Origin of the sequence: Pseudomonas sp. CK-NBRI-02, from assembly GCF_008124495.1 — a bacterium.
In the GTDB taxonomy this organism is placed as follows: domain Bacteria; phylum Pseudomonadota; class Gammaproteobacteria; order Pseudomonadales; family Pseudomonadaceae; genus Aquipseudomonas; species Aquipseudomonas guariconensis.
In genome coordinates, this window is sequence record NZ_VSJH01000035.1 from 80,171 (window position 1) to 98,940 (window position 18,770).

Below are 18,770 nucleotides of genomic sequence, written 5' to 3' on the forward strand. Positions count from 1 at the left end.
CATTAATACTGCGCCTTCCATGAGGCAGGTCAGTGACAAACATAGTTAAGACGGGGTTTTCTCGAAAATTTGCTTATTGCCCAAAAGCGGCTAGCTTGAAACCTCGCAGGCCACACGAGCTTTTGCTCTAGAAGGACACGGAGGTGCCAGCGCATAAGGCCTGCAGCATAAGCAGTCGGCACTCTCCAGGAGTCATGTGAAGGAGTTTTCCTACTTCGCATCACCATGAAACTGACCCATGTCAGCACATGGCACAGGCGTCGGATTTACTCTGAGGTCAACTTTCTCCTGGCATGGAGTTGTTAAATGTCTGATTCTCCCGGAAAACTAAAACTGGGTGCACTTGTTGCACTTGTCGTCGGTTCCATGATTGGCGGCGGGATATTTTCGTTGCCGCAAAACATGGCCGCCAGCGCCGGTGTCGGTGCTGTATTGATCGGCTGGGCCATCACGGCGGTCGGCATGTTGACCCTCGCCTTCGTGTTCCAGACGCTGGCCAATCGCAAACCGGATCTGGACGGCGGGGTGTATGCCTACGCCAAGGCAGGGTTCGGCGACTACATGGGCTTTTCCTCAGCCTGGGGCTACTGGATCAGCGCCTGGCTGGGCAACGTCGGCTACTTCGTCCTGTTGTTCAGCACCTTGGGCTATTTCTTCCCGATCTTCGGTGAGGGCAACACGCCGGCGGCCGTGATCGGCGCCTCGATCCTGCTGTGGGCGGTGCACTTTCTGGTACTGCGCGGCATCAAGGAAGCGGCGTTCATCAACCTGGTCACCACCGTGGCCAAGGTCGTGCCACTGGCGCTGTTCGCGCTGATCTGCCTGTTCGCCTTCAAGCTGGACATTTTCACCGCCGACATCTGGGGTAAAGGCTCCCCTGACTTAGGCAGCGTGATGGACCAGGTGCGCAACATGATGCTGGTCACCGTATGGGTGTTCATCGGCATCGAGGGCGCGAGCATCTTCTCCTCCCGGGCGGAAAAACGCTCCGACGTAGGTAAGGCTACCGTCATCGGTTTCATCACCGTGCTGCTGTTCCTGGTGCTGGTCAACGTACTGTCGCTGGGCGTGATGACCCAACCGGAACTGGCCAAGCTGCAGAACCCCTCGATGGCTGCCGTGCTCGAGCACGTGGTCGGGCACTGGGGCGCGGTGCTGATCAGCGTCGGGCTGATCATCTCGCTGCTCGGTGCGCTGCTGTCATGGGTGCTGCTGTGCGCCGAGATCATGTTCGCCGCGGCCAAGGACCACACCATGCCGGAGTTCCTGCGCCGCGAGAACGCCAACCATGTACCGGCCAATGCGCTGTGGCTGACCAACGCCATGGTGCAGATCTTCCTGGTCATCACCCTGTTCTCCAACAGCACCTATCTGTCGCTGATCTACCTCGCCACCTCGATGATCCTGGTGCCTTACCTGTGGTCGGCGGCCTATGCGGTGCTGCTTGCGGTACGGAGCGAAACCTACGAACAGGCCCTGGCCGAACGCCAGAAAGACCTGATCATTGGTGGCATCGCCCTGCTGTACGCCATCTGGCTGCTGTATGCCGGCGGCGTGAAATACCTGCTGCTCTCGGCCCTGCTCTATGCCCCTGGCGCGATCCTGTTCGCCAAGGCCAAGCGCGAGGTCGGCCAACCGATCTTCACCTCGGTTGAAAAACTGATCTTTGCCGCCGTCGTGGTGGGCGCCCTGGTGGCCGCCTACGGACTCTACGACGGCTTCCTGACGCTTTGATCCACGTCTTCGCATTCTTGGAGGAATGAACATGTCCACGGAAAAACAGAAGTACGGTGTCCACTCCGAAGCCGGCAAACTGCGCAAAGTGATGGTGTGCGCTCCAGGTCTTGCTCACAAGCGCCTGACCCCGAGCAACTGTGACGAGCTGCTGTTCGATGACGTGATCTGGGTCGACCAGGCCAAGCGCGACCACTTCGACTTCGTCACCAAGATGCGCGAGCGCGGCGTCGAGGTGCTGGAGATGCACAACCTGCTCACCGACATCGTGCAGAACCCCGAAGCACTGAAATGGATCCTCGACCGCAAGATCACCCCTGACACCGTCGGTGTCGGCCTGACCAACGAAGTGCGCAGCTGGCTGGAAGGCCTGGAACCGCGTCACCTGGCCGAATTCCTGATCGGCGGTGTGGCCGGCCAGGATCTGCCGGAAAGCGAAGGTGCCAGCGTGGTCAAGATGTACAACGACTACCTGGGCCATTCCAGCTTCATCCTGCCACCTCTGCCCAACACCCAATTCACCCGCGACACCACCTGCTGGATCTACGGCGGCGTGACCCTCAACCCGATGTACTGGCCAGCACGACGCCAGGAAACCCTGTTGACCACCGCCATCTACAAGTTCCACCCCGAGTTCACCAAAGCCGACTTCCAGGTCTGGTACGGCGACCCGGACAAAGACCACGGTCAGGCCACCCTCGAAGGCGGCGATGTGATGCCGATCGGCAAGGGCATCGTGTTGATCGGCATGGGCGAGCGCACCTCGCGCCAAGCCATCGGCCAACTGGCACAGAACCTGTTCGCCAAAGGTGCGGTGGAGAAAGTCATCGTCGCCGGGCTGCCTAAATCTCGCGCGGCCATGCACCTGGACACCGTGTTCAGCTTCTGCGACCGCGACCTGGTCACGGTTTTCCCGGAAGTGGTCCGCGAAATCGTGCCGTTCATCATTCGCCCGGACGAAAGCAAGCCTTACGGCATGGACGTGCGCCGCGAGAACAAGTCGTTCATCGAGGTGGTCGGCGAGCAACTGGGCGTCAAGCTGCGCGTGGTCGAGACCGGCGGCAACAGTTTCGCTGCCGAGCGCGAACAGTGGGATGACGGCAACAACGTGGTGGCGGTCGAGCCCGGCGTGGTCATCGGCTACGACCGCAACACCTACACCAATACCCTGCTGCGCAAGGCCGGAATCGAAGTCATCACCATCAGTGCCGGCGAACTGGGCCGGGGCCGTGGCGGCGGCCACTGCATGACCTGCCCGATCGTTCGCGACCCAATCGACTACTAACGACCATTTCCCCGGCCGTCCTCACAAGGCGACGGCCGGGCCGACCCGAACTCAAGGAGAACCGTCATGGCGTTCAACATTCACAACCGCAACCTGCTCAGCCTCGAACACCACACCACCCGCGAGCTGAAATACCTGCTGGACCTGTCCCGCGACCTCAAGCGCGCCAAGTACACCGGCACCGAACAACAGCACCTGAAGGGCAACAACATCGCCCTGATCTTCGAGAAGACCTCGACCCGCACCCGCTGCGCCTTCGAAGTCGCCGCCTATGACCAAGGCGCCAACGTCACCTACATCGACCCGAACTCCTCGCAGATCGGCCACAAAGAGAGCATGAAGGACACCGCTCGCGTGCTGGGCCGCATGTACGACGCCATCGAGTACCGTGGCTTCAAGCAGGAAATCGTCGAGGAGCTGGCCAAGTTCGCCGGTGTGCCGGTGTTCAACGGTCTCACCGACGAGTACCACCCGACCCAGATGATCGCCGACGTGCTGACCATGCGTGAGCACAGCGACAAGCCGCTGCACGACATCAGCTATGCCTACCTGGGCGATGCCCGCAACAACATGGGCAACTCGCTGCTGCTGATCGGCGCCAAGCTTGGCATGGACGTGCGCATCGCCGCGCCCAAGGAACTGTGGCCTCATGACGATCTGGTCCAGCGCTGCAAGCAGTACGCCGAAGAAAGCGGCGCACGCATCACCCTGACCGAGGACGCCAAGGCTGCGGTCAAGGGCGTCGACTTCATCCACACCGATGTCTGGGTGTCGATGGGCGAGCCGGTCGAAGCCTGGGGCGAGCGCATCAAGCTGCTGCTGCCCTACCAGGTGAACAAGGAACTGATGAAGTCCACCGGCAACCCTCGCACCAAGTTCATGCACTGTCTGCCGGCATTCCACAACTCCGAGACCAAGGTCGGCAAGCAGATCGCCGAACAGTACCCGCACCTGGCCAACGGCATCGAAGTCACCGAGGACGTATTCGAGTCGCCAGCGTGCATCGCCTTCGAGCAGGCGGAAAACCGCATGCACACCATCAAGGCGATCCTGGTGTCGACCCTGGCTGATCTCTAACGCTATTGGCTGCAAGCTTCAAGTTCCAAGCCACAAGAAACGCGGCGCCTCACACCGACCCGCCTCTGCTTGCAGCTTGCGACTTGAAGCTTGAAGCTGACCTGAGAAGGACATTCACCATGCGTATCGTTGTTGCATTGGGCGGCAACGCCCTGCTGCGTCGCGGCGAGCCCATGACCGCTGAAAACCAGCGCGCCAATATCCGCACCGCCACCGAGCAGATCGCCAAGATCCATCCTGGCAACGAACTGGTCATCGCCCACGGCAATGGTCCGCAAGTCGGCCTGCTGTCGCTCCAGGGCCTGTCCTACAAACCCGACGAGGCTTACCCGCTGGACGTGCTGGGTGCCGAGACCGAAGGCATGATCGGCTACATGATCGAACAGGAGCTGGGCAACCTGCTGGCCTTCGAAGTGCCGTTCGCCACGCTGCTGACCCAAGTGGAAGTGGATGCCAACGACCCAGCCTTCAAAGACCCGACCAAGTTCATCGGCCCGGTCTACAGCAAGGAAGAGGCCGAGCGCCTGGCCAAGGAGAAAGGCTGGGTGGTCAAGGCCGACGGTGACAAATACCGCCGCGTAGTGGCCAGCCCCAAACCCAAGCGCATCTTCGAAATCCGCCCGATCAAGTGGCTGCTGGAAAAGAGCAGCATCGTGATCTGCGCAGGCGGCGGCGGCATCCCTACCATGTACGATGAAAACCGCAAGCTCAAAGGCATCGAAGCCGTCATCGACAAGGACCTGTGCTCGGCCTTGCTGGCCGAACAACTCGATGCCGACCTGCTGGTGATCGCCACCGACGTCAACGCCGCATACATCGACTTCAACAAGCCGACCCAGAAAGCCATTGCCCAGGCCCACCCCGACGAACTGGAACGCCTGGGCTTTGCCGCCGGCTCCATGGGGCCCAAGGTGCAAGCGGCCTGCGATTTCGCCCGCCACACCGGCAAGGTGGCGGTGATCGGCTCGCTGTCGGACATCGAAGAGATTGTCAAAGGCACCGCCGGTACCCGCGTGTCCACCGCCAAGCCGGGGATCAGCTACCGTTGAATGCAGTAGGCGGGCGTCCGACGCCCGCCGTTTTCGACCTTCCAGAGGAGCGTGTCAATGGCCCAATACCACCCCGGTCATGTCCATATCGAGCGCACCGCGCTGAACAAGAATGACCACAGCTATGACTTGAACATCGAATACGAGGCCGCGTCGGACCCCAAGGAAGGCAGAGGCATCCAGTTCCACATGCACGGCATCATCGAGGGCAAGACGGTCGAGGAAAAATTCTTCCTGGCCAAGGACCAGGTGCTGCCCAGCTTCCTCATGCAACTCTCCCGCCGGGCCCAGTCCTACCTGGCGCCGCCCAAGAAGTTCGAGAACCTGGGTTCGCCGCACAAGATCTACGACTGGATGTTCAAGGACATCCGCGAAAAGCTGGACGTGAAATCGGGCGACCCGATCAAGCCTGAACACCTGGAATGACTTCACGATCAGGGGCCGCACAGCGGCCCCGGCAATATTGGGCTTGATCGACCGACCGAGGCATACTACCGCCCTCCCCTGGCCACAGCCCCCTCAACCCCATGCGCATCCACGTCAGTTTCATCGACCGCGTCGGCATCACCCAGGAAGTCCTGGCCCTGCTCGGTGCCCGCAATCTCAACCTGGACGCCGTGGAGATGGTGCCGCCGAACGTCTACATCGATGCGCCCACCCTTAGCCCTGCCGTGCTCGAAGAGCTCCACGATGCGTTGTTCGAAGTCCAGGGCGTGCAGTCGGTGGAAGTGGTCGACATCCTTCCCGGCCAACGCCGACACCTGCAGCTCGATGCTCTACTGGCCGCCATGAGCGACCCGGTGCTGGCGGTGGACAGCGCAGGCAAGGTGCTGCTGGCCAACCCGGCGTTGATCGCCCTGTGCGGGCGCGAATCGGCCGGGCGCTCCGTGGGCGAGCTGTTCAATGACCCAGGTCTGCTGCAGGCTCTGCTGGACAACAATTTCCACCTGCCGATGCGCGAGATGCAGCTCAATGGCCAGAGCTTGCTGCTCGACGCTACACCGATCACCCATGCTGGCGGTCTGCTCACGCTTTACCCGCCGAACCGCATGGGCGAACGCCTGTCGGCCCTGCATCACGACCATGCCGAAGGGTTCGATGCCTTGCTCGGCGACTCCCCGGCGATCCGCACCCTCAAGGCCCGCGCCCTGCGCGTCGCGGCCCTGGACGCGCCACTGCTGGTGCACGGCGAGACCGGCACCGGCAAGGAGTTGGTGGCCCGTGCCTGCCATGCCATCAGCAGTCGCCATGCCGCGCCATTCCTTGCGTTGAACTGCGCGGCCCTGCCCGAGAGCTTGGCCGAAAGCGAGCTGTTCGGCTATGCCCCAGGGGCATTCACCGGGGCACAACGCGGCGGCAAGCCGGGGCTGATGGAGCTGGCCAACCAGGGCACCGTGTTCCTGGATGAGATCGGCGAAATGTCGCCTTACCTTCAGGCCAAGCTGCTGCGTTTTCTGAGTGACGGGAGCTTTCGCAGGGTCGGCGGCGACCGGGAAATCAAAGTGGACGTGCGCATCATCAGCGCCACCCACCGCGACCTGGAGCGCATGGTGGCCGAGGGAAGCTTTCGCGAGGACCTGTTCTATCGCCTCAACGTGCTGAATCTGCAGGTTCCCCCCCTGCGCGAACGTGGCCAGGACATCCTGCTGTTGGCGCATTTCTTCATGCAACAGGCCTGCACACAGATCCAGCGCCCACCCTGCCGCCTGGCCCCGGCCACACACTCGGCGCTCTTGGCCAACCCGTGGCCGGGTAACGTGCGCCAATTGCAGAACGTGATCTTCCGCGCCGCAGCCATCAGCGAACATAGCCTGGTGGACATCGACGATCTGGACATTGCCGGCACCGCCGTGGCCCGTGGCCAGGACGGCGAAGTGGCCAGCCTCGAGCAGGCCGTGCAGGCCTTCGAGCGCGATCTGCTGCAGCGCCTCTACCTGAGCTATCCGTCCACCCGCCAATTGGCCAGCCGCCTGCAAACCTCCCACACCGCGATTGCCCAGCGGCTACGCAAGTACGGGATTCCAAACAAAGCATGAAGCGGGGCTCGCGCCTCGGTTCGACAGCGCCCCGCCAGCGTCGGGGTGACGCATAAAACCACAAAAATAACCGTCATAAGCCGATAACTTTCAGAATAAACCTACGTACTCGCGTAATGGCCGTCCCTAGAATGGCGCGCCCAAGTAAATATTCTTCTGAATTTACAAAGAGTACGCATCACATGCTTGAGCTCGATTTCTATGGGACACTCGTCGCCGCCTCCCTGGTGCTGCTATTAGGACGAGGCCTCGTTGCACGCATCGCTTTTCTGCGCACTTACAATATTCCCGAACCGGTCGCCGGTGGCTTGCTGGTCGCCGTGGTGTTATTGGGACTGCGCAGTTTCGATATCCAGGTCCAATTCGATACTTCACTGCAAACACCTTTGATGTTGGCATTCTTCGCCACCATCGGCTTGAGTGCGGATTTCGCCAGCCTGAAGAAAGGCGGCCGTGTCGTCGGCATCTTCCTGCTGGTGGTCACCGGATTGCTGGTGGTCCAGAACGCCATGGGCATCGGACTTGCCACGGCGCTTGGATTGGACCCGCTGATGGGCTTGCTGGCAGGTTCGATCACCTTGTCGGGCGGGCACGGCACAGGCGCTGCGTGGGGAGCCACCTTCAGCGAGAAGTTCGGTCTGGCCTCAGCGTCCGAACTGGCACTGGCCTCCGCCACGTTCGGCCTGGTGTTGGGCGGTTTGATTGGTGGTCCGGTCGCACGCTTGCTCATCGCCCGCGTCCAGACGCCGGGTGTCGAGCAAGAGACGCCCCGCTTGCCACAGGGGTTTGAACAACCCAACAAAGAGCGCCTGATCACACCCTTTTCTCTGATCGAAACCATCGCGCTGATTTCGGTCAGCTTACTGGCAGGTTCCCTATTGAATAAGTTTCTGCACGGGACCGCATTCGAACTACCGACCTTCGTGTGCGTCTTGTTCGTAGGCGTACTGCTACGAAACGGGCTTTCGATGTTTGGTTTGTATCAAGTATTCGAGCGCGAAGTTTCGGTCATGGGCAATGTCAGTTTGTCGTTGTTTCTGGCCATTGCATTGATGTCGCTGAAGTTATGGGATCTTGCGGCGCTGGCATTGCCGTTCTTCATTCTTTTGGCAGTCCAGGCATTGGTGATGGCGCTCTTTGCGATCTTCGTGACTTTCAGGGTCATGGGCCGCAACTATGATGCTGCCGTACTTGCAGCCGGCCATTGCGGTTTTGGCCTGGGCGCCACGCCAACGGCGATTGCCAATATGCAGGCTGTGACGCAACGCTATGGCCCATCGCAGATAGCGTTTCTGGTGGTGCCGATGGTGGGGGCATTCTTCATCGACATCATCAACGCCATTGTCATCAAGCTGTACTTGGCGTTGCCATTTTTTGCCGCCGTGTAACGACCAACTGAATCATCGGGACACGCGGCAGCAGCAGGACGGCCCTGGTCGCAGCGGCAATTTTTACGCTCTTTTTACACTCACCAAAAGCAGTTGAAACGATACTGGCTGCGCTTGCTGCTTGAACGGTCCATGCCGGCGTTGCGCCTCTGCGTAGCGCCAGCATGGACCGTTCAGGCGCCAGGGAAGCGCGCAGCACAGGGAAGGCACGCGCTCTCGACCCGCCCGTCCAGAGAAGTCATCCGTGAGCCAGACTGCGACCACTGCACATCAAACCCTTCCCAGCAAAACCTCAGGCGTCGGCATGCTCGTTGCCGCAGTCGGCGTGGTGTATGGCGACATCGGTACCAGCCCGTTGTACACCCTCAAAGAAGTCTTCTCAGGCCACTACGGCGTCCAGGTCAACGCAGCCGGCGTATTGGGCGTGCTGTCGTTAGTGTTCTGGTCGTTGATCTGGGTCGTCTCGATCAAATACGTGTTGTTCATCCTGCGGGCCGACAACCAGGGCGAAGGCGGCATCATGGCCCTGACGGCGCTGGCGCACCGGGCCGCGGCGCCTTATGCGCGACTGAGCCGAGTGCTGGTGTTGCTCGGCCTGTTCGGCGCTGCCTTGTTCTATGGCGACAGCATGATCACTCCAGCGATTTCCGTGCTGTCGGCGGTCGAAGGGCTGCAACTGGCCTTCGATGGCATCGAGCATTGGGTCGTGCCCGTCTCGGTGGTGGTACTGGTCGCGCTGTTCATGATTCAGCGACACGGCACAGCGCGCATCGGCATCCTCTTCGGGCCGATCATGGTGCTGTGGTTCGTGGTGCTCGGGGCGCTTGGCGTTCATGGCATCGCGCAGCGCCCAGAGGTATTGCAAGCGCTCAATCCCACTTGGGCGGTGCAGTTCTTCGTTGTCCACCCGGGCATGGGTGTCGCCATTCTGGGGGCGGTGGTACTGGCATTGACCGGCGCGGAGGCGCTCTATGCCGACATGGGGCATTTTGGCCGCAAGCCCATCGCGCGGGCCTGGTTTGTGTTGGTGTTGCCCGGGTTGGTGCTGAACTACTTCGGGCAGGGCGCGTTGATCCTGGGCAACCCAGACGCCGTGCGCAACCCGTTCTATCTGCTGGCGCCCGGCTGGGCCTTGTTGCCGATGGTCGGGCTGGCCACCCTTGCCACCATCATTGCCTCACAAGCGGTGATTTCCGGCGCCTTTTCCCTCACCCGCCAGGCGATTCAGTTGGGCTATGTACCGCGCATGTTCATCCAACACACGTCCAGCGAGGAACAGGGCCAGATCTACATTGGTATGGTGAACTGGGCACTGATGGTCGGCGTCGTACTACTGGTGATCGGCTTCGAATCCTCCAGCGCCCTGGCTGCCGCCTATGGCGTGGCCGTCACCGGCACCATGCTGATCACCACGCTGCTGTCATCGGCGGTGGTGCTGTTGCTGTGGAAGGCGCCGCGTTGGTTGGCCGTTCCCTTGTTGCTGGGCTTCTTGCTGGTCGACAGCCTGTACTTTTCCGCCAACGCGCCGAAAATCCTGCAAGGCGGAGCCTTCCCGGTCATCGCCGGGGTTGCCCTGTTCGTGCTGATGACCACCTGGAAGCGCGGCCGCCGGATCATCGTCGAGCGACTCGACGAAAGCGCACTGCCGCTCGACCTGTTCATCGCCAGCCTGCAGTTCCAGCCTCCGCATCGGGTACAAGGTACGGCGGTGTTCCTCACTGCCAGGGCCGAGGCGGTGCCCCATGCGCTGCTGCACAACCTGCTGCACAACCAGGTGCTGCATGAACAGGTTGTCCTGTTGACCGTCATGTCCGAAGACGAGCCGCGTGTCAGCGCCAACAAACGCTTCGAGGTCGAGGCTTTCGGCGAAGGCTTCTTCCGCGTGACCCTGCACTTTGGCTTCATGGAGGAGCCGGACGTACCGAAGGCGCTAGGCGGATGCCAACGCGACGGCCTCGATTTCGGCCCCATGCGTACCACCTACTTCCTCAGCCGCGAAACCGTCATCGCGACCAAGCGAATCGGCATGGCCCGGTGGCGTGAGTACCTGTTCGCCTTCTTGCTCAAGAATGCCAACAGCAACCTGAGGTACTTCAAGTTGCCGTTGAACCGGGTGATCGAACTCGGTACGCAGGTCGAGATGTGAGGCAAGGGGCCAAAGCCTGCCAAGCCGGCCGACGACACATCGGCCGGCAACCGCTATCACGTGCGCAGCAAGTGCACCGCTAACCCTACCAATGCGCACGCCAGCAGCACTTGAATGACACCACGCTTGAAGCGAAACAGCGCGATGGCCGCAGCGATGGCGATCAGCGCAGACGGCCAATCGAATGCACCACTGAAGCCCTGCGGCCAAAGCACGTGGTAACCGAAGAACAGCGCCAGGTTGAGAATGACGCCCACCACAGCAGCCGTGATGCCGGTCAGCGGCGCTGTGAACTTGATCTCGTTGTGCGTCGATTCCACCACCGGGCCGCCGGCGAGAATGAACAAAAATGACGGCAAAAAGGTGAACCAGGTGACCAGGCTCGCCGCCACTGCTCCGGCGAGAAACGGGTGCTCAGCGCCAAACATCGGATACACATACCCGCCGATGAAGCCAACGAAAGCAACCACCATGATCAGTGGGCCTGGCGTGGTTTCCCCCAGGGCAAGCCCATCGATCATCTGGGTGGGCGTGAGCCAACCGTAATGCCCGACAGCGCCCTGGTAGACGTACGGCAGCACCGCGTAGGCGCCGCCAAACGTCATCAGCGCGGCCTTGGTGAAGAACCAGCCCATCTGCGTGAGGGTTCCACTCCAGCCAAACGAGAGCGTCAGAAGCGCCATGGGCAGAGTCCAGAGCACCGCTCCGATCACAACCAGGCGCAACAGATGCTTCCACTGAAAACGTGCATGTGCGGGCGTGGGGGTATCGTCATCGATCACCGCCGGCCCATGGTTGCTCTTGGCCGCGCCATGTCCACCACCGATCACGAACGTGCTCGGCGCGAATCGCCCGCCCAGGTAGCCGATGATCCCCGCCACCAGCACGATCAGCGGGAACGGCACGTTGAGCGCGAAGATGGCCACGAATGACGCCGCAGCCATGGCCCATAGCCAGCCGTTCTTGAGCGCACGCGAGCCGATCCGGTGAGCCGCGTGCACGACGATCGCCGTCACCGCGGGCTTGATGCCGTAGAAAATCCCCGCCACCACAGGCACTTCACCGAAAGCAATGTAGACCCAAGACAAGCCGATCAGGATGAACAACGAAGGCAGCACGAACAGGGCGCCAGCGATCAACCCACCCCAAGAGCGATGCATCAGCCAACCGATGTAAGTGGCCAGTTGCTGCGCCTCGGGGCCTGGCAACAACATGCAGTAGTTCAACGCATGCAAAAAGCGCTTTTCGCTGATCCAGCGCCGCCGCTCCACCAGCTCCTGATGCATGATCGAGATCTGTCCAGCCGGCCCGCCAAAGCTGATGAACCCTAGCTTGAGCCAGAACAGGAAGGCTTCGAACCAACCGACCGGCTGCCGGGCAGCATGCGACGCCGACTGTTCGCTTACCGCGCTGGGTCTCTTGACCATAGGGTTTCCTCGTATGAGAGCGCCGTCAGACCCTCCGGCGACGTGCGGCGGGATCCGCGCGCAGCCGCGCTCGAGGCGATCATCGAGGCTTCTGAATTGTCGCGTTACATTAATCCGGACCGGACAAAAATCAACAGGATAGCCGCGATCGGAAACAGGACACCGCCGCAACCGTATCGATTTCGATACAACGTATTGAAATCGATACACGGCGCGTTGACACCGTCTACGCAACGGTTTGATCCGACAAGGCTTTTCAATCGTCGCTGCTGCGTAGCGATTTCATTACAGGCAGATGACCTAAGCGCACGCACATTCGGACTCACCCCCTGATTTACAAGGCCTGGAGTGACTTGGCCGCATTATTGCTACGGGAATTACAACCAAGAGCGCGGAACCACCGTGCCCACTTCCCTGCTTCGCGAGGATCCCCCATGAGCGAGTTGCGTTTCACCGAAGATCACGAATGGCTGCGCGTCGAAGCTGACGGCAGCGTCACCGTGGGCATCACCGCCTACGCCCAGAATGCCCTCGGCGATGTGGTTTTCGTGCAACTGCCGGAACTGCAGCACTACGACAAAGGCGCAGAAGCCTCCACCGTGGAATCGGTGAAAGCCGCCAGCGGCGTCTACATGCCATTGGCCGGCGAAGTGGTCGCAGTCAACGACCAGCTCGACGCAAGCCCTGAACTGGTCAACGAAGACCCGATGGGCGAAGGCTGGTTCTTCCGTTTCATCCCCGCCGATGCCAGCGCCATCAGTGGCCTGCTCGACCAAGGCGCCTATGATCGCCTGCTCAACGCCAACGACGACGCCTGAGGACCTGCCATGACCATCAACCTCGGCACCGCCAATGAATTCATCGCTCGCCACATCGGCCCACGCAGCGCCGATGAGCAGGCCATGCTCGCCGCCCTGGGCTTCGAGTCGCTGCAAGCCATGACCGCTGCGGTCATCCCTGACAGCATCAAAGGCACCAGCGTGCTCGGCGGCCACGACGGCCAGAGCGAGGCCGATGCCCTCGCCGACCTCAAAGCCATCGCCGGCAAGAACCAACTGTTCAAGAACTACATCGGTCAGGGCTACTACAACACCCATACCCCCGCACCGATCCTGCGCAACCTGCTGGAAAACCCGGCCTGGTACACCGCCTACACCCCCTACCAGCCAGAGATCTCCCAAGGCCGCCTGGAAGCGCTGCTCAATTTCCAGACCTTGATCAGTGACCTGACCGGTCTGCCGATCGCCAACGCCTCGCTGCTCGATGAAGCCACCGCCGCCGCCGAAGCCATGACCTTCTGCAAGCGCCTGTCGAAGAACAAGGCCGGCCATGCCTTCTTCGCTTCCAGCCATTGCCATCCGCAGACCCTTGACGTGCTGCGCACCCGTGCTGAACCGCTGGGTATCGAAGTGGTGGTTGGCGACGAGCGTGAACTGACCGATGTCAGCAGCTTCTTCGGCGCTCTGCTGCAATACCCGGCCAGCAATGGCGACGTATTCGACTACCGCGAGCTGGTACAGCGCTTCCATGGCGCCAACGCCCTGGTGGCCGTGGCCGCCGACCTGCTGGCCCTGACCCTGCTCACGCCGCCCGGTGAATTCGACGCCGACGTCGCCATCGGCAGCGCCCAGCGCTTCGGTGTGCCGCTGGGCTTCGGTGGCCCGCACGCGGCGTACTTCGCTACCCGCGACGCCTTCAAGCGCGACATGCCAGGCCGTCTGGTGGGCGTATCGATCGACCGTTTCGGCAAGACAGCCCTGCGTCTGGCCATGCAGACCCGCGAACAGCACATCCGCCGCGAAAAGGCCACCAGCAACATCTGCACCGCCCAGGTGCTGCTGGCCAACATCGCCAGCATGTTCGCTGTGTACCACGGCCCGGCTGGCCTCAAGCGCATTGCCGAACGCACCCACGCCCTGACCGCGATCCTGGCCGCCGGGTTCGAGCAGTTGGGCGTCAAGGTCGTCACCCGCGCCTACTTCGACACCCTGACCCTGGCCACCGGTGATGCCACCGCCCGCCTGCATGAACTGGCCCGCGCCCAGCGCATCAACCTGCGCCAGATCGATGCCGCCCATCTGGGCTTGTCTCTGGACGAAACCAGCACCCAGGCCGACGTCGAGACCCTGTGGCGCCTGTTCGCCGAAGGCAAGGCAGTACCGGCGTTCGACAGCTTGGCCGCCACCACTGCCTCGCGCCTGCCGGCCGCACTGCTGCGCCAGTCGGCGATCCTCGAGCATCCGGTGTTCAACCGCTACCACAGCGAAACCGAACTGATGCGCTACCTGCGCCGCCTGGCCGACAAGGACCTGGCGCTGGACCGCAGCATGATCCCGCTGGGCTCGTGCACCATGAAGCTCAACGCCGCCAGCGAAATGATCCCGGTGACCTGGGCCGAATTCGGCAACCTGCACCCGTTCGCGCCTGCCGAGCAGAGCCAGGGCTACCTGCAGATGACCACCGAGCTGGAAGCCATGCTATGCGCCGCCACCGGCTATGACGCCGTGTCGCTGCAGCCGAACGCCGGTTCCCAAGGCGAGTACGCAGGCCTGCTGGCGATCCGCGCCTATCACCGCAGCCGCGGCGAAGGCCATCGCGACATCTGCCTGATCCCCTCCTCGGCCCACGGCACCAACCCTGCCACCGCCCACATGGCTGGCATGCGCGTGGTGGTCACCGCCTGTGACGCCCGCGGCAACGTCGATGTCGAGGACCTGCGCGCCAAGGCCATCGAACACCGTGACCGCCTCGCCGCGATCATGATCACCTACCCGTCGACCCACGGCGTGTTCGAGGAAGCGATCGGCGAGATCTGCGCGATCATCCACGACAACGGCGGCCAGGTGTACATCGACGGCGCCAACATGAACGCCATGGTCGGCCTGTGCGCCCCCGGCAAGTTCGGCGGCGACGTCTCGCACCTGAACCTGCACAAGACCTTCTGCATCCCTCACGGTGGTGGCGGCCCGGGCGTCGGCCCGATCGGTGTCAAGTCGCACCTGGCGCCGTTCCTGCCGGGCCATGCGACGCTGGAGAACACCGAAGGCGCGGTCTGCGCCGCACCGTTCGGCAGCGCCAGCATCCTGCCGATCACCTGGATGTATATCCGCATGATGGGCGGCGCGGGCCTCAAACGCGCCTCGCAGATGGCGATCCTCAATGCCAACTACATCGCCCGCCGCCTGGAAGAGCACTATCCTGTCCTCTATACCGGCGGCAATGGCCTGGTCGCCCATGAATGCATCCTGGACCTTCGCCCGCTCAAGGACACCAGCGGCATCAGTGTCGACGACGTGGCCAAGCGCCTGATCGACTTCGGCTTCCACGCCCCGACCATGTCCTTCCCGGTGGCCGGCACCCTGATGATCGAACCGACCGAAAGTGAGTCCAAGGAAGAACTGGACCGTTTCTGTGACGCAATGATCCAGATCCGTGAGGAAATCCGCGCGGTCGAGAACGGCACTCTGGACAAGGACGACAACCCGCTGAAGAACGCCCCGCACACCGCGGCGGAGCTGGTCGGCGAGTGGGCCCACGGTTACAGCCGTGAGCAGGCGGTGTACCCGCTGCCGAGCCTGGTGGAGGCCAAGTACTGGCCGCCGGTGGGTCGGGTCGACAACGTGTTCGGCGACCGTAATCTGGTCTGCGCGTGCCCGTCGATCGAGAGCTACCAGGACGCCTGATAGCCCTTGCCCGCCACCTGACTTGGGTGGCGACCTGTGGGCGCGGGGTTACCCGCACATGCGAGGGTGGCTTAACCGCCGCGTTCGCGGGTAAACCTGCTCCCACAGAGCTCACCGTCCGCCCAATCAATCTGGCAGGAGGTCACCATGTCTTTGAGCGTTTTCGACCTGTTCAAGATCGGCATCGGCCCCTCCAGCTCCCACACGGTCGGCCCCATGCGGGCGGCCGCACGCTTTGCCGAAGGGCTACGCCGTGATGGCCTGTTGGCACAGACCGACAGCATCAAGGCCGAGCTGTATGGCTCGCTGGGAGCTACCGGCAAGGGCCATGGCAGCGACAAGGCTGTCCTGTTGGGCCTTGAAGGCGAGCATCCAGACACCATCGACACCGAATCGATTCCCGCGCGACTGCAGGCGATCCGCGACAGCGGCCGGCTGCGCCTGCTGGGTGAGCACGAGATCGGCTTCGTCGAAAAACAGCACCTGGCGATGATCCGCAAACCCCTGCCCTACCACCCCAACGGCATGATCTTCCGCGCCTTCGATGAAGCCGGATTGCAAATCCGTAGCCGGGAGTACTACTCGGTGGGTGGTGGTTTCGTGGTCGACGAGGACGCTGCCGGTCACGACCGGATCGTCGAGGACAGCACCGTGCTGCCCTACCCGTTCCGCACGGCCAAGGAACTGCTCGCCCACTGCAGCGAGCAGCACCTGTCGATCAGCCAGGTGATGCTGGCCAACGAAGCGGCCTGGCGCCCGGAGGGCCAGACGCGCGCACGCCTGTTGCATATCTGGCAGGTCATGCAGGACTGCGTCGAGGCGGGTTGCCGTCATGAGGGCATCCTACCCGGTGGGCTGAAGGTCAAGCGACGGGCTCCGGCGTTGTACCGCCAGCTCAGCCGGCATCCCGAGGCGAACCTGCGCGACGCCTTGTCGGTGCTCGACTGGGTCAACCTCTATGCGCTGGCGGTCAATGAAGAAAACGCCTACGGCGGACGGGTGGTCACGGCGCCCACCAACGGTGCGGCGGGCATCGTCCCGGCGGTCCTTCACTACTACATGCGCTTCGTGCCCGGCGCCAGCGAGGACGGGGTGGTGCGGTTTCTGCTCACCGCCGCCGCCATCGGCATCCTTTACAAGGAAAACGCCTCGATCTCCGGCGCCGAAGTCGGCTGCCAAGGGGAAGTCGGCGTGGCTTGCTCCATGGCCGCCGGTGCACTGTGCGAGGTCATGGGGGGCACCCCGCAGCAAGTCGAGAACGCTGCCGAAATCGGCATGGAACACAACCTGGGCCTGACCTGCGATCCGATCGGCGGACTGGTCCAGGTGCCCTGCATCGAGCGCAACGCCATGGGCTCGGTCAAGGCGATCAATGCGGTACGCATGGCCTTGCGTGGCGATGGGCAACATTACGTGTCGCTCGACAAGGTCATCCGCACCATGCGCCAGACCGGCGCAGACATGAAAAGCAAATACAAGGAGACCGCCCGCGGTGGTCTGGCCGTCAACATCATCGAATGTTGACCCGAACAAAAAACGAGGAGTCACCGATGTCCGAAACACTGCAAAAGACCCCCTTGCACGCCCTGCACCTGGAACTGGGCGCACGCATGGTGCCGTTCGCCGGCTACGACATGCCGGTGCAGTACCCGCTGGGCGTGCTCAAGGAACACTTGCACACCCGCGAGCAGGCAGGTCTGTTCGACGTCTCGCACATGGGGCAGATCCGTCTGCGCGGCAGCGATGCGGCCAAGGCCTTGGAATCGCTGGTGCCAGTGGACATCATCGACCTGCCGGTAGGCATGCAGCGCTACGCGATGTTCACCAACGAGCAAGGTGGCATCCTCGACGACCTGATGGTCGCCAACCTGGGTGACGACGAGCTGTTCCTGGTGGTCAACGCTGCCTGCAAGGACCAGGACCTGGCCCACCTGCAAAAGCACATCGGCTCCCGCTGCGAGATCGAGCCGCTGTTCGAGGAGCGCGCCCTGCTCGCCCTGCAAGGCCCGGCGGCGGTCAAGGTGCTCGAGCGCCTGGCGCCGGAAGTCGCCAGCATGACGTTCATGCAGTTCCGCCCTGTCACCTTGCTCGGCGCCGACTGCTATGTCAGCCGCTCGGGCTACACCGGTGAAGACGGTTACGAGATCTCGGTCCCGGCAGCCAATGCCGAAGCCTTGGCCCGCCGACTGCTGGCCGAGCCCGAGGTACAGCCGATCGGCTTGGGCGCCCGTGACTCGCTGCGCCTGGAAGCAGGTCTGTGCCTGTATGGCCACGACATGAACACCAGCACCACGCCGGTGGAGGCCAGCTTGCTGTGGGCCATCTCCAAAGTACGCCGCGCCGATGGCGAACGTGCCGGTGGTTTCCCTGGCGCCCACGCCATCTTCGAGCAGCAACGGCAAAGTGTTGCTCGCAAGCGTGTTGGCCTGCTGCCGCAGGAGCGCACCCCGGTTCGCGAAGGCGCACAGATCGTCGACGCAGACGGACGCACCGTCGGTGAAGTGTGCAGTGGTGGTTTCGGCCCGACCCTCGGTGCACCGGTCGCCATGGGATATGTCGAGAGCGAACATGCCGCGCTCGATACCGCATTGTTTGCTGTAGTGCGCGGCAAGCAGGTTGCCTTGAAGGTCAGCAAAATGCCTTTCGTTGCGCAACGTTACTATCGCGGTTGATTGACTGTGGGCAGGTTCGTCATATTCGTTTTCGAACCTGCCCAATAACTTTTGAACATAGCGCCAGCCCAGGCGCCATGCCGTTTCCGACAATTTTGTCGGTTATCGGAAAAACCCTGAATTCCGGCGGTCTGGAGGGCTTGTTTTTGTCGGCGGAGTTAGCGTAGAGTCACTGCACTGTGTTTGCATGGGTCGCAACAGTTCGTGACCTGGGCCAGTAGCTGAATCTGCTACAACCCGTTCGACGTCTCTTACTTTCCTGCAACCCAGCCC

The 18,770-nt window shown here is 62.2% G+C and carries 13 protein-coding genes; 12 read left to right on the top strand and 1 reads right to left on the bottom strand.

Annotation, left to right across the window (positions count from 1 at the left end; translation table 11 throughout):
• Positions 1 to 306 precede the first annotated feature (306 nt).
• The 8 genes from arcD to DQ397_RS20010 all read left to right on the top strand — a co-directional run bounded on the left by arcD (position 307) and on the right by DQ397_RS20010 (position 10,715).
• Positions 307 to 1,734: an arginine-ornithine antiporter gene (gene arcD / locus DQ397_RS19975; protein ID WP_043210686.1), complete on the top strand. Its 1,428-nt coding sequence runs from the start codon at positions 307 to 309 to the stop codon at positions 1,732 to 1,734.
• A gap of 31 nt (positions 1,735 to 1,765) precedes the next feature.
• Positions 1,766 to 3,019, top strand: a complete 1,254-nt coding sequence (gene arcA, locus DQ397_RS19980) for an arginine deiminase (RefSeq protein ID WP_043210687.1) — start codon at positions 1,766 to 1,768, stop codon at positions 3,017 to 3,019.
• 66 nt (positions 3,020 to 3,085) lie between these two features.
• The gene (locus DQ397_RS19985) at positions 3,086 to 4,096 is read left to right on the top strand and encodes an ornithine carbamoyltransferase (protein ID WP_043210689.1); all 1,011 of its coding nucleotides are present in this window, start codon (positions 3,086 to 3,088) and stop codon (positions 4,094 to 4,096) included.
• A 119-nt stretch (positions 4,097 to 4,215) separates the two neighbouring features.
• Positions 4,216 to 5,145: a carbamate kinase gene (gene arcC, locus DQ397_RS19990; protein ID WP_043210691.1), complete on the top strand. Its 930-nt coding sequence runs from the start codon at positions 4,216 to 4,218 to the stop codon at positions 5,143 to 5,145.
• Between the two features lie 57 nt (positions 5,146 to 5,202).
• Complete coding sequence (locus DQ397_RS19995) at positions 5,203 to 5,571, top strand: DUF5064 family protein (protein ID WP_070574787.1); 369 nt, start codon at positions 5,203 to 5,205, stop codon at positions 5,569 to 5,571.
• Positions 5,572 to 5,672: 101 nt separating this feature from the next.
• Positions 5,673 to 7,181 carry a sigma-54-dependent transcriptional regulator gene (locus DQ397_RS20000; protein ID WP_043210693.1) on the top strand — a complete coding sequence of 503 codons (1,509 nt, stop codon included), beginning with the start codon at positions 5,673 to 5,675 and terminating at the stop codon, positions 7,179 to 7,181.
• A gap of 182 nt (positions 7,182 to 7,363) precedes the next feature.
• Positions 7,364 to 8,569 (top strand): sodium/glutamate symporter, encoded by a 1,206-nt coding sequence (gene gltS, locus DQ397_RS20005; protein ID WP_043210694.1) that lies wholly within the window; start codon positions 7,364 to 7,366, stop codon positions 8,567 to 8,569.
• 244 nt (positions 8,570 to 8,813) lie between these two features.
• Entirely contained in the window at positions 8,814 to 10,715 is a 1,902-nt protein-coding gene (locus tag DQ397_RS20010; RefSeq protein WP_043210696.1) for a potassium transporter Kup, read from the top strand.
• Positions 10,716 to 10,771: 56 nt separating this feature from the next.
• Here DQ397_RS20010 and chrA read toward each other — a convergent pair whose 3' ends face one another.
• Complete coding sequence (gene chrA, locus DQ397_RS20015; protein WP_043210698.1) at positions 10,772 to 12,142, bottom strand: chromate efflux transporter; 1,371 nt, start codon at positions 12,140 to 12,142, stop codon at positions 10,772 to 10,774.
• Positions 12,143 to 12,576: 434 nt separating this feature from the next.
• Between chrA and gcvH the strand changes: the two genes are divergently transcribed.
• The 4 genes from gcvH to gcvT all read left to right on the top strand — a co-directional run bounded on the left by gcvH (position 12,577) and on the right by gcvT (position 18,497).
• Positions 12,577 to 12,960, top strand: coding sequence for a glycine cleavage system protein GcvH (gcvH, locus tag DQ397_RS20020; protein WP_043210701.1), 384 nt, complete (start codon positions 12,577 to 12,579; stop codon positions 12,958 to 12,960).
• A gap of 9 nt (positions 12,961 to 12,969) precedes the next feature.
• The gene (gcvP, locus tag DQ397_RS20025) at positions 12,970 to 15,825 is read left to right on the top strand and encodes an aminomethyl-transferring glycine dehydrogenase (RefSeq protein ID WP_043210703.1); all 2,856 of its coding nucleotides are present in this window, start codon (positions 12,970 to 12,972) and stop codon (positions 15,823 to 15,825) included.
• Positions 15,826 to 15,972: 147 nt separating this feature from the next.
• Complete coding sequence (locus DQ397_RS20030) at positions 15,973 to 17,349, top strand: L-serine ammonia-lyase (protein WP_043210706.1); 1,377 nt, start codon at positions 15,973 to 15,975, stop codon at positions 17,347 to 17,349.
• A 26-nt stretch (positions 17,350 to 17,375) separates the two neighbouring features.
• Positions 17,376 to 18,497 (top strand): glycine cleavage system aminomethyltransferase GcvT, encoded by a 1,122-nt coding sequence (gene gcvT / locus DQ397_RS20035; protein WP_043210708.1) that lies wholly within the window; start codon positions 17,376 to 17,378, stop codon positions 18,495 to 18,497.
• Positions 18,498 to 18,770 lie beyond the last annotated feature (273 nt).

Bases quoted from the DNA above. Each gene is read 5' to 3' on its own strand.
- DQ397_RS19995 (WP_070574787.1), top strand. From the start codon at position 5,203: ATGGCCCAATACCACCCCGGTCATGTCCATATCGAGCGCACCGCGCTG.
- arcC (WP_043210691.1), top strand. From the start codon at position 4,216: ATGCGTATCGTTGTTGCATTGGGCGGCAACGCCCTGCTGCGTCGCGGC.
- DQ397_RS19985 (WP_043210689.1), top strand. From the start codon at position 3,086: ATGGCGTTCAACATTCACAACCGCAACCTGCTCAGCCTCGAACACCAC.
- gcvP (WP_043210703.1), top strand. From the start codon at position 12,970: ATGACCATCAACCTCGGCACCGCCAATGAATTCATCGCTCGCCACATC.
- gltS (WP_043210694.1), top strand. From the start codon at position 7,364: ATGCTTGAGCTCGATTTCTATGGGACACTCGTCGCCGCCTCCCTGGTG.
- arcD (WP_043210686.1), top strand. From the start codon at position 307: ATGTCTGATTCTCCCGGAAAACTAAAACTGGGTGCACTTGTTGCACTT.
- gcvT (WP_043210708.1), top strand. From the start codon at position 17,376: ATGTCCGAAACACTGCAAAAGACCCCCTTGCACGCCCTGCACCTGGAA.
- DQ397_RS20000 (WP_043210693.1), top strand. From the start codon at position 5,673: ATGCGCATCCACGTCAGTTTCATCGACCGCGTCGGCATCACCCAGGAA.
- gcvH (WP_043210701.1), top strand. From the start codon at position 12,577: ATGAGCGAGTTGCGTTTCACCGAAGATCACGAATGGCTGCGCGTCGAA.
- DQ397_RS20030 (WP_043210706.1), top strand. From the start codon at position 15,973: ATGTCTTTGAGCGTTTTCGACCTGTTCAAGATCGGCATCGGCCCCTCC.
- arcA (WP_043210687.1), top strand. From the start codon at position 1,766: ATGTCCACGGAAAAACAGAAGTACGGTGTCCACTCCGAAGCCGGCAAA.
- chrA (WP_043210698.1), bottom strand. From the start codon at position 12,142: ATGGTCAAGAGACCCAGCGCGGTAAGCGAACAGTCGGCGTCGCATGCT.